This window comes from Lyngbya sp. CCY1209 (assembly GCF_055795065.1).
The window spans coordinates 1-11,109 of record NZ_JAYFER010000129.1; the positions used below are offsets into that span (position 1 = coordinate 1).

General features: G+C 52.0%; 9 protein-coding genes. 8 read left to right on the forward strand and 1 reads right to left on the reverse strand.

Going from position 1 to position 11,109, the window contains the following annotated elements; genetic code table 11:
* Positions 1-118 precede the first annotated feature (118 nt).
* The 4 genes from AC0QHF_RS00995 to AC0QHF_RS01010 all read left to right on the forward strand — a co-directional run bounded on the left by AC0QHF_RS00995 (position 119) and on the right by AC0QHF_RS01010 (position 5,919).
* A complete protein-coding gene (locus tag AC0QHF_RS00995; RefSeq protein WP_324702318.1) occupies positions 119-1,066 on the forward strand; it encodes a hypothetical protein in 948 nt (315 codons plus the stop codon).
* 585 nt (positions 1,067-1,651) lie between these two features.
* A complete protein-coding gene (tkt, locus tag AC0QHF_RS01000) occupies positions 1,652-3,661 on the forward strand; it encodes a transketolase (protein ID WP_324702319.1) in 2,010 nt (669 codons plus the stop codon).
* 222 nt (positions 3,662-3,883) lie between these two features.
* On the forward strand, positions 3,884-4,684 hold the full coding sequence (locus tag AC0QHF_RS01005; protein ID WP_324702320.1) for a hypothetical protein: 801 nt from the start codon (positions 3,884-3,886) through the stop codon (positions 4,682-4,684).
* 5 nt (positions 4,685-4,689) lie between these two features.
* Complete coding sequence (locus AC0QHF_RS01010) at positions 4,690-5,919, forward strand: TRM11 family methyltransferase (RefSeq protein ID WP_324702321.1); 1,230 nt, start codon at positions 4,690-4,692, stop codon at positions 5,917-5,919.
* Between the two features lie 75 nt (positions 5,920-5,994).
* On the opposite strand, the gene AC0QHF_RS01015 is transcribed toward AC0QHF_RS01010, so the two are convergent.
* Positions 5,995-6,639, reverse strand: a complete 645-nt coding sequence (locus AC0QHF_RS01015) for a CatB-related O-acetyltransferase (protein ID WP_324702322.1) — start codon at positions 6,637-6,639, stop codon at positions 5,995-5,997.
* A 283-nt stretch (positions 6,640-6,922) separates the two neighbouring features.
* On the opposite strand from AC0QHF_RS01015, the gene AC0QHF_RS01020 reads away from it, so the two are divergent.
* The 4 genes from AC0QHF_RS01020 to speA all read left to right on the forward strand — a co-directional run bounded on the left by AC0QHF_RS01020 (position 6,923) and on the right by speA (position 10,657).
* On the forward strand, positions 6,923-7,111 hold the full coding sequence (locus tag AC0QHF_RS01020) for a hypothetical protein (RefSeq protein WP_324702323.1): 189 nt from the start codon (positions 6,923-6,925) through the stop codon (positions 7,109-7,111).
* A 160-nt stretch (positions 7,112-7,271) separates the two neighbouring features.
* Positions 7,272-7,991 carry a nuclease-related domain-containing protein gene (locus AC0QHF_RS01025; protein ID WP_324702324.1) on the forward strand — a complete coding sequence of 240 codons (720 nt, stop codon included), beginning with the start codon at positions 7,272-7,274 and terminating at the stop codon, positions 7,989-7,991.
* An 89-nt stretch (positions 7,992-8,080) separates the two neighbouring features.
* Complete coding sequence (locus AC0QHF_RS01030) at positions 8,081-8,455, forward strand: group I truncated hemoglobin (protein WP_324702325.1); 375 nt, start codon at positions 8,081-8,083, stop codon at positions 8,453-8,455.
* 240 nt (positions 8,456-8,695) lie between these two features.
* Positions 8,696-10,657: a biosynthetic arginine decarboxylase gene (speA, locus tag AC0QHF_RS01035; protein ID WP_324702326.1), complete on the forward strand. Its 1,962-nt coding sequence runs from the start codon at positions 8,696-8,698 to the stop codon at positions 10,655-10,657.
* The last annotated feature ends 452 nt before the right edge of the window (positions 10,658-11,109 follow it).

Below are 11,109 nucleotides of genomic sequence, written 5' to 3' on the forward strand. Positions count from 1 at the left end.
TAAGGGGGGAGTAAGGGGGGAGAAAGGGGGGAGTAAGGGGGGAGTAAGGGGGGAGTAAGGGGGGAGCAGATATTGCGATCTCGCGCTTTAATAATACAGATTCACAATGTGGAGGTCCATGAAAATCACGATAGCTTTGGGTTTGGCCGCGATCGCCTCGATCCCGTTCACATTAGCCGCCGCCGGGATTCCCGAAACCGGTTCCGCCGTCGCCAACTACCCCCGCCGGACTCCCGCCGCCTCCCCCCACTCCGGCGCCGTCACCATCGTCCCCGACGGCCGCGTTTACCAATTTGAAGCCGGACGGGGGATCTACCGGGTCCGCTACAATTACACCGGCCGCAACTGGACCCATGCGGACGTCGCCCCCATCCGCATCGACACGGACAAACCCATCGCCATTTTGCCGATGCAATATACCGGCAACGGCTTACAATCGGGCGCCAAAGTCTACGGGACCTCCGTCGGGCGGCTGTGGAATTCCATCACCGTGGAGGAGATGAAACGGCGTCTGGAGTTTTTGGGATTTTATGTCCTCACCCCCACGATTCAGATGTACGGGGAAACTCTGGACGGGTTCCAGGCGTTGGAGCACTTCATCGCCGGGGTGCACCGGGGCAATCGCAACGTGCAGACTGTCGTCCTGACGGCGGATGCGGATGTGGGGAACGAGGCGAACCCCCGGCCGGGGGCGCAGATGTTGGTGACGGGGTTGCATCCCCGCGATCGCATCTGGGAATCGAGGCTACAGTTGAGGATGGCATCATTTTACCAGCAGCAGCGGTTGGTGAATATCGGCCCGAGGGTGCGGGGGGGAAAGAGCGATCGCGAGGGGCATTCTCTGGCTTGGCATCCGATGATCGAGAGGGCGGCGGAATATAATCCCCACATCGCCATCATCGAAGTTGCCCAGGCGGTGGAAATTGTGGAAAAAGCCGGTTCCATTCCCGACGGGCGGCGGTGGGCGGCACCCCTATTCGATGCGATCGCCCTGGGGATGGCGGAACAGGCCTGCTCGACGGGGGAATATTCCCTGGCGATTTGCCAGCAGTCGGCGGGAAATTGATTTCCGAGCGGTTGCGGTTTGGAGATTCAACCGGATCGATAGCACTACGCGCGGTCCTCGGCAGTCGGGAATCGGGAGTCGGGAACTGAAACTGCTTTTCTATAAGGGTTTGAAGATTTCTGACCCCATTTCAACTGTAACTGCGCGAGCGATCGTTGCGATAGCACTAGGGAAATACGTTGGGACGGCTAGAATTTTACCACTCCAGGCACAGAGAAACACAGAGGGTTAATTCCCCTCCGCCTCCTCCGCCTCCGGTCGCTTCCCCCGCTTACCGAAGCTCCCGATCGCCCCCCGCCGTGGTACTCTATTGGCAGACCCGCTTCCGTTTGAGCGTCATTACCGGAACTGTTGGCAGTGATGCGGTGGAACCTTCCCGCCGTCTTCCCGGAGGGGGAGATGCCGGTCGAGTTACCGCCCCGATCCCAAAACGATCGAGTCCCTTGCCTGACGATCCCTCCAAATGAGATGATCGCAGATGCAGCCCGAGGACGATTCCAGAGCAATTCTTAATATAGAACCCCAATCATCTGGTTTCCTGGCTCCGGCACTCACACCTAAGCAAGCAGATAGATAAAGATAACTATGGCTGTTGCAACCCAATCACTCGAAGAACTCTGCATTAATTCCATTCGCTTTCTCGCGATCGACGCGGTAGAAAAGGCGAACTCCGGACACCCCGGATTGCCGATGGGCGCGGCGCCGATGGCGTTCGTGCTCTGGGATCGCTTCATGCGGTACAACCCCAAAAACCCCAAGTGGTTCAACCGCGATCGCTTCGTCCTCTCGGCGGGCCACGGCTGTATGTTGCAGTACGCCCTTCTCTATCTGACGGGTTACGATAGCGTCAGCTTGGACGATATCAAGCAGTTCCGCCAGTGGGGTTCCAAAACCCCCGGACACCCGGAAAACCACGTCACCGAAGGCATCGAAGTGACCACCGGCCCCCTCGGACAGGGCATCGCCAACGCCGTCGGACTGGCCGCCGCGGAAGCCCACCTCGCCGCCCGCTTCAACAAGCCGGATTGCACTGTCGTCGATCATTACACCTACGCCATTTTGGGCGACGGCTGCAACATGGAAGGAATTTCCGGGGAAGCTTGCTCCCTGGCCGGACACTGGGGCCTCGGGAAGTTGATCGCCTTCTACGACGACAACCACATCTCCATCGACGGTTCGACGGATCTGGCGTTCACCGAAGATGTCGCCAAGCGGTTTGAAGCCTACGGCTGGCACGTCCAGCACGTTTCCGACGGCAACACCAATTTGGATGCGATCGCGGATGCGATCGAAGCGGCCAAGGCCGTAACGGACAAACCCTCTTTAATTAAAGTTACCACCACCATCGGTTTCGGCTCCCCCAACAAGGCCAACACCCACGACGTCCACGGCGCGGCTCTGGGTAAGGATGAGGTGCAGGCCACCCGCGACCACCTGGGTTGGGAACATCCCGAGTTCGTGGTCCCCGACGACGCCCTGAAGCAGTTCCGCAAGGCGATCGAGCGCGGCGCCCAATATGAGGACGAGTGGAAAGCTACCTTCGAGACGTACAAATCCAAGTATCCCGAAGATGCGGCTACCCTGGAGCGGATGTTGAGCGGGAAGCTGCCCGAGGGTTGGGAAAAAGCATTACCCACCTACACCCCGGAAAGCAAGAAGGATGCCACCCGCAACCAGTCCGGCGCGACGTTAAATGCGATCGCCGGAGCCCTCCCCGAACTGATCGGCGGTTCGGCTGACCTCGCCCCCTCCAACAAAACCCTGCTCAAGGGTTTGGGCGACTTCCAAAAAGGTCAGTATGAAAACCGGAACTTCCGCTTCGGCGTCCGCGAGCACGGCATGGGCGCCATCTGCAACGGCATCGCCCTCCACGGTTCCGGTCTGATCCCCTACGGCGCCACCTTCCTGGTGTTCACCGACTATATGCGGAACGCCATCCGCCTGTCCGCGTTGGCGGAAGCCCCCGTCCTCTGGGTGATGACCCACGACTCCATCGCCCTGGGCGAAGACGGCCCGACTCACCAACCCGTTGAGCACATCGCCTCCCTGCGGTTGATCCCGAATCTGACCGTGATTCGTCCGGCGGACGGAAATGAGACATCTGGGGCTTATAAGGTTGCGATCGAAGATCGCCACCACCCCACCCTGATGGCCTTCTCCCGCCAGGGACTCCCCAACCTGGAGGGCAGCTCCATCGATAACGTCGCCAAGGGCGCCTACATCCTCAGCGACAACAGCGACGGCACCCCGGACATCATCCTGATCGGGACCGGCGGCGAAACCTACCTCTGCGTCGATGCGGCGGCTAAGTTGCGGGAAGAGGGCAAGAAAGTCCGCGTGGTGTCCATGCCCAGTTGGGAGCTGTTCGAGAAGCAGGACGCGGCTTACAAAGCGTCCGTGTTTCCGGCGTCCGTCAAGAAGCGTCTGGCCGTGGAAGCCGGCGTCAGCTTCGGCTGGTGCCGCTACGTGACCGACGAAGGCGCCACCATCAGCGTCGATACCTTCGGGGCGTCCGCTCCCGGCGGCGTGGTGCTCGAGAAGTTCGGCTTCACCGTGGATAACGTGGTCGCGAAGGCGAAGGAATTGCTGGGTTAATTCGATCGCCTAGTTTGAAATATCCGTTTTTCTGAGTCGGGGTACAACGCTGTTGTACCCTGATTTATTGAAAGCCTCCCTGCGTTTTTCAATCGATGGCAATTGCCATAATAGTGTTTGACATCCACCAATTTTGAAACCCAGACGATGAATGCCACTTTTTTCTCTCTTTTGTTTGTGGCCTCTTCCCTCTTTTCTACCGTATAAATAGAGCCCATAATTATGCCCCCAAATGACAGTCAATATTTGTCTTTATTTTTAGAACCCCTCAAAAGGTGTAAAAATTATCGTCCTAAATTTGGAAATAGTCAGACCTCAAAAGGATATTTATTGGACGAATTTACAGCCCTGTATGGTTCAGATCCATTTTATTCTTGGATCGGCTTAGATAATGAACTGATGTATGCGGCTCATCGGGCGGCGGGAGGTATGACCTCTATTTATCGACAAATTGGAATTGGTTGTGAGCGTTTATTTAGAGAAATTATTATCGATACGACTGGATACACCAATCGAGATTTTGCCGAATGGTCGTACACGGCTAAAACCCAATCTGGCAAGACCAAAAAGTTATCGTTAGATGCAAGGTTAGAATTGTCTAAAATCAACAATAATGCAATTCTTGAAAATATTGACCGATGGTTCGATGGCTACTGTTGCGATTTAATTGACGTTCAAAAACCGAGCCGAGGAATTGTTTTTGAAGTTCGACAAGGATATAAAAGCAAAGATAGTAAAAGACAAAATGCAGATATTGACAATGCGACCGTTGCTTGGGCAAGCAGTTACTTGCCAGTTTTTGCAATTTTCTCAGCGCAAATCGATGCCGATCTTATTTTAAGATATAAAAATAATCGTTGTGGTATTTTAATCGGCGTTGATAATGACGACCCTCTCATTTCTATTTATGCTTTTACGAGGCAAATCTTAAATTACGATCTAGCCGATTTTTTTAGAAGAAATACGGACGCCATAAAAAATGAAGTGAGAATCGTTTTGGAAACGTTACTGAGTGGGAGATGATCAAAATGCCGACCTCAAAAATTACCAGGCGTTCCGATTATACATTTCAATATAATCACAGGCTCGGACGACATGGATGGCTCCGGCTGACACCGGCTTACTCGGTGAAATTGGTTTCAGAATTGCTGGACAGTGCTTCGACTCAATCTGTCATTCTCGATCCATTTTCGGGGACGGCGACGACGGGACTTGTCGCCGGCGAACGGGGTATAAAGGCAGATTTGGTCGATATTAATCCATTTTTGATTTGGTTTGGAACTGCCAAATGTCAGAATTATAAGCGATCGCACATTGAAGAGATAAAATCCAGATGCGATCGCCTGCTGAAAAATTTAATCGATTTAGTCGAAACAGAAAATTGGGTTCCCCCACTTTACAACATACAAAGATGGTGGAGTGACCCCACCTTGAAGATTTTATCTGCACTGCGGGAAGGATTGGTTTTGGAATTTGGCGAACCCAGCCTGCGGAATTCGTATCATTTGCTTTGGGTGGCATTTTGCCGGTTGCTGATCGAAACTTCATCGGCCAAGTTCGACCATGTATCCATGTCTTTTTCGGATTCGGTTTTCCCTTTTGAAATTCGACAGATTCAGACTTTATTTACAGATATTCTCAATTCAATTCTAGACACGACTGGCGATCGCATCACCGGAGATGTCAACATTCACTTTGGCGATTCTCGAAATCTGGGCGATATCAATAACTTGCAAAAATATACGGACGTGATTACCTCTCCCCCCTATCCAAATCGCATGAGTTACATTCGCGAACTTCGTCCATATATGTACTGGTTAAAGTTTATCAAAGTTGCCCACGAAGCCGCAGATCTAGACTGGGATGCGATCGGGGGAACGTGGGGCTCCGCGACCAGTCGATTGGCAAATTGGACTCCCACCGATCGCGAACTTCCCGATCGCCTCTATGAAATTGTCGGTGCGATCGCCGCTTTGGATCGTAAAAATTCCCACTTGATGGCTCAGTATGTGATGCGGTATTTTCATGATATGCACCTGCATTTTAAGAGTTTACGGAGTCGTCTGTGTCCGGGAGGACGTTTATATTACATTGTCGGAAATTCCAGTTTCTATGGAATTCAGGTTCCCACCCAAGAGATATTTAAACTTTCTCTACACCGTCTGGGGTACACGAATCTATCCAGTCATATCTTGAGAAAGCGCAACAGTAAAAAAGAATTGTTTGAATTTTGCGTCTCTGCCCGGTGGCATCCTTAATTTGACAAGCAAAATTTTCGGCTGTAAATTACAGTTTACAAGATGGGAAGAATAACCGCGATCGCCCCCACCTATTTAAGATTGTAATTGTTTCAATTTTTCGAGATTGTCACCGCACAAAATTTCGAGATTTTCGGTGATTTTTTCGATCTCCCAATCCCACCAACGCAAGGTCTGTAAAATTTCAATTACATCGTCACCAAACCGCTTGCGAATCGGTTGGGCCGGGTTGCCGCCGACAATGGTGTAAGGTTCCACGTCCCGAGTCACGATCGCATGGGTTGCGACAACTGCCCCATTTCCGATCCGAACTCCCGGCATGATGGTCGCCTTGTAGCCGATCCAAACGTCATTTTCAATGATTGTATCGCCCCGGGAATTGTCGGAACTGGGGGTCATTTTTTCCCAACCTTCCCCGAAAATCCAGAAGGGGTAGGTGGTGAAATTTTCGAGGGAATGGTTGCCCCCGTTCATGATAAATGTGACGTCGCTGGCGATCGCGCAAAATTTCCCGATAATCAGTTTATCCCCCACAAAGTCAAAATGGTAGCGGACGTTTTTTTCAAAGTTTTCGGGATTCTCGAAATCGTCATAGTAGGTGTAATCCCCGACGATGATATTGGGATTTTTGACGACGTTTTTTAGGAAGCACAACCGCCCATAATACCGCAGGGGATAGGAACAGTTGGGGTCGGGTCCGATTCTTTCGCTGTCCGTCATATTCTCGACCTTTTCAATCCTAATTTTTAGATTTTTTTGACCTTTGTAGAATCGATTCTGTTCGCGATCGCGTCCGGTGAATGACGATCCGTTGCCTTTTCCCTTCCTTAATCCCAGCATAACCCGTTATTGAGACTTCTCCGTATTTTTTCGGTTGACCGCCCATCCCGGGTGAGTATTTGTACCGGTTTTCCGTAATCTCCCCCTGTCAAACTGTATTTGAGATCGCTTACACTAGATTTTAGTGGCTCACCAATATCACGATACCGAGTGAGGAAAACCCATGAAGACACTGAAACTGGAAATTCAGAAAGTTTCACCCTGTTTGTTTCAATTGTTGCGGGAATATTCCCCAACGCCACTCTGTGACGGCATCCTGTTCACCATCAATGGCGACAGCTACGAGACGCTCCTGATCGCCGACCAAATTCGCCGTCTGGTTGCCCCCCCTTGGAATCTGAAGGAACTGTAAATTGAGAGCGATCGCAGGCGATCGGGTTGAAAACGCCAAACGCGAACTGATTTTAACATAATTTAACATCAATCGATTTTGGACTCTACGTTGGACTCAAGCAGACAACCCCATCGCCGCGATCGCACCTGTCAGACCATTCAATTCACAAAAATTAACGATGAGAGTCCTACAGCAATCATCCGCTCTTAAAACCACCTTTAACCGGGGCATCGATCGCAAAGTCTCGACGCAACGGCAGGAAGTCAGCGACGCCTTGGGGGGCGGCCTCTTCGGCGCGATCGGATCGGGAGTTTTTCAGTTCAAACAAATTCGCAATCAGGTGAAAGGAAATCTCGGGGAAGGGTTGGTTTCCCTCCTGCTGATGACATTTCCCAACGATTGGGTACTCTTTAAAAATGCTTTCATTCCCACGACGACCCGACGCCTGACCGAAATTGACCTGCTGGTTGTCGGAAATCGGGGGATTTTCGCGATCGAGGTCAAAACGTGGAAAGGTTCCTTTTCCGCCTACCGGGACAACTGGAAACGCCGGGAGGGTTCCCAGTGGGTTCCCGTCCAAAATAGTCCGACTTCCCAAAGCCTCTATCACCGGGATATGTTGCGACGTTGGCTCGATCCGCAAATTCCCGGTTTGCCCCCCGATTGTATCGTCGCACCCGTCGTTTTTCCCATTGCCAAATGGGTCGGCGCGAAAGACTGTTCGGTTCCCGTTTTGACCGGCATTCAAGATTTGGTTTCCATGATGATGCGATCGCCCGAATGTCTGACAGAAGACCGGGTTTTAAAGATTACCAATTTGATCCAAAATTACGAACATTTGCCCGATTCAAAACCATCACCGAAGCCCAAGCCAAAATTAAAGAAAAAATCGCTTTAAAAGATTGTGGCGATCGCCTGTCTTAAGGAAGACGCGAAAATTTTCCGTTACGTAGTATACTAAACGGCAGTATTTCGGAAATCTTTGATATGACCAGTCTGTACGAAAAATTGGGCGGAGAGCCCGCCGTGGATGTGGCGGTCAATAAATTTTATGACAAGGTGATGGCGGATGAGCGAATCAATCATTTTTTTGCCAATACCGACATGAAAAGACAGAGGCAACATCAAAAAGCCTTCATGACCTACGCCTTCGGCGGTGGTCAACGTTGGACCGGGGCGCCCATGCGGGAATCCCACAGAAAATATGTCGAAGAAATGGGGATGGACGATCGCCATTTCGATGCGATCGTTGAGAATTTTGTCGCCACCCTCGAAGAACTCGATGTCCCCCAAGAACTCATCGACGAAGCCTCGCAAGTCGTCAATTCCCAGCAACACCGCAGCGATGTTTTGAATCGTTAATCCGAAAAACCGGCATCGAATTTTTTGTCAATTGTATCGCCCCCAAACCCCCAACTCTGGGGGCTTGGATTGGATTGAATTTTCAATCATCATTTCACACTGCCATAACCAGCCGTGGGGGCTCTGCCTCCGTGCCGGCCCTATCCCGTTAAAATCTATGCCGGCCCTATCGGTGCCATCTTTTCTCCTCGCAAGCTATACTGTCCAAACGACAGTTAATAGTGAGGATCGCGACACTCGATGAAATTGCACCCCCCTCCGACTCCCCCCTCCGATCCGGTTTCTCAAAACGGGACTTCCTCCCCCGCCAAAACCTGGGCGATCGAAGACAGCGAGAAACTCTACCGCATCCAGGGTTGGGGCGAACCCTACTTTTCCATCAATGCCGCCGGTCACATCACCGTTTCTCCCCAAGGCGATCGCGGCGGTTCCATCGACCTCTACGAACTGGTAGAATCTCTGAAAAAACGCAACCTGGGACTGCCGCTGCTGATCCGATTTCCCGACATCCTCAAAGACCGCATCGAACGCCTCAACGCCTGCTTTTCCAAAGCGATCGCCCGCTACAAATACCCCGGAGTCTATCGCGGCGTCTACCCGGTCAAATGCAACCAGGAACGCCACCTGATCGAAGATTTAGTTCGTTTCGGAGAGCCCCACCAGTTTGGGCTCGAAGCCGGATCGAAACCGGAATTACTCATCGCCCTGGCCTCCCTCACCACCCCCGGGGCGCTGCTGATCTGCAACGGTTACAAAGATCGAGAATACATCGAAACGGCGATGTTGGCGCGGCGGTTGGGACAGACGGCGATCGTCGTCATGGAACAGGTGGAGGAAGTCGAACTGGCGATCGCAGCCTGTCAAAAATTGGGCATTCAACCCATTTTGGGTGTCCGGGCGAAATTGGGAACCCGAGGAATCGGACGCTGGGGCGGTTCCACGGGCGATCGCGCCAAATTCGGCCTCACCATCCCGGAAATTATTCAAGCCTGCGATCGCCTCAAAGACGCGGGGATGCTGGACTGTTTGCAACTCCTCCACTTCCACATCGGATCGCAAATTTCCTCCATCAGTACCATCAAAGACGCCATCCGGGAAGCCAGTCAAATTTACGTCGAGCTCGCCGAGTTGGGGGCGAATATGCAATATCTCGACGTCGGCGGCGGTTTGGGGGTGGACTACGACGGGTCCAAAACCAACGCCCCCGCTTCCAAAAATTACAATATGCAAAACTACGCCAACGACATCGTGGCGGAAGTGAAAGAAGCCTGCGAAGAACGGAAAATTTCCGCCCCCATTTTGATCAGCGAAAGTGGGCGGGCGATCGCCTCTCACCAGTCGGTTTTAGTATTTGACGTTCTCGGCAGCAGCGAACCGCCCTCGGAAGATATTCCTTCTGTCAGCGAAGACGACCATCTGATCCTCCGCAACCTCGCCGAAACTTACCAATCTATCAATCCAAATAACTGCCAGGAAGCCTACCACGACGCGGTTCAATTTAAAGGAGAGGCGATTAGCGTCTTCAATTTCGGCTATTTGAATTTGCGCGATCGCGCCAAAGCCGAACAACTGTATTGGGCCTGCTGCCACAAAATTCGGGCGACCATCCGCGATTTAGAAATCATCCCCGAAGACCTCGGCGATCTCGAACAAATTATGGCTTCCATCTACTACGCCAACCTCTCCGTTTTCAAGTCCGCCCCCGACTCCTGGGCGATCGACCAACTGTTCCCCATCCTGCCCATCCACCGCCTCGACGAAGAACCCACCCGGCGGGCAATTTTGGCGGATTTGACCTGCGATAGCGACGGCAAAATAGACCGCTTTATCGACTGGAAAGATGTCAAATCCATTCTGGAACTTCACCCCCTGCAACCGGAAAAACCCTACTATCTCGCCATGTTTTTGGCGGGCGCCTACCAGGAAATTATGGGAAATTTGCACAACTTATTCGGCGATACCCACGTCGTCCACATCAAACTCAATCCCCAAGGTTACGAGGTGGAATATGTGGTAAAAGGGGACACGATGACCGAGGTTTTGGGTTACGTCCAATATGACGGCGAGGACTTGATTGAAAGCATCCGCCGGCAGACGGAAGCGGCTTTGCAAGCCCAAAAAATCACCCTGGAAGAATCTCAACTGCTGCTGCAAAATTACGAACGCAGCCTCGGGCGATATACTTATTTGAGTCAAAGTTGATTATCCCCCCCCAGCCCCCCCTTCGTAAGATTATCCCCCCCCAGCCCCCCCTTCGTAAGGGGGGGAGAGTTGGAATCGAGAGTTTTAAGCCAATTTTAGACCCGCCTTGAAATGAATTTCAAGGCGAATCGCAAAAGTCCACGCTTGCGTGGACTCGGTTGGAGTAATAGTGTCCTAACTATCTTGTCGGTTGCTATAGAATCGAGAGGTTTAAGTATTTCATATCAGATCCGGTTATCCCCTCCTCAACCTCCCCAATCCACGAAGCGAGGATTTTTGCTGGTAGGGGCCCCTGGCTTGCGCCCTCGGGGAATTGATTCCCAAGCGGTGCGAATATTCAACCGGTTTGTTTACGGGTATTTTACCGGATCTGATTTATCGCAGGTATCGCGCTCGTCTGTTTACAGTTTCCTGGGAGGGACAAACCTTGAAACCCTTATATCAAGGTGATT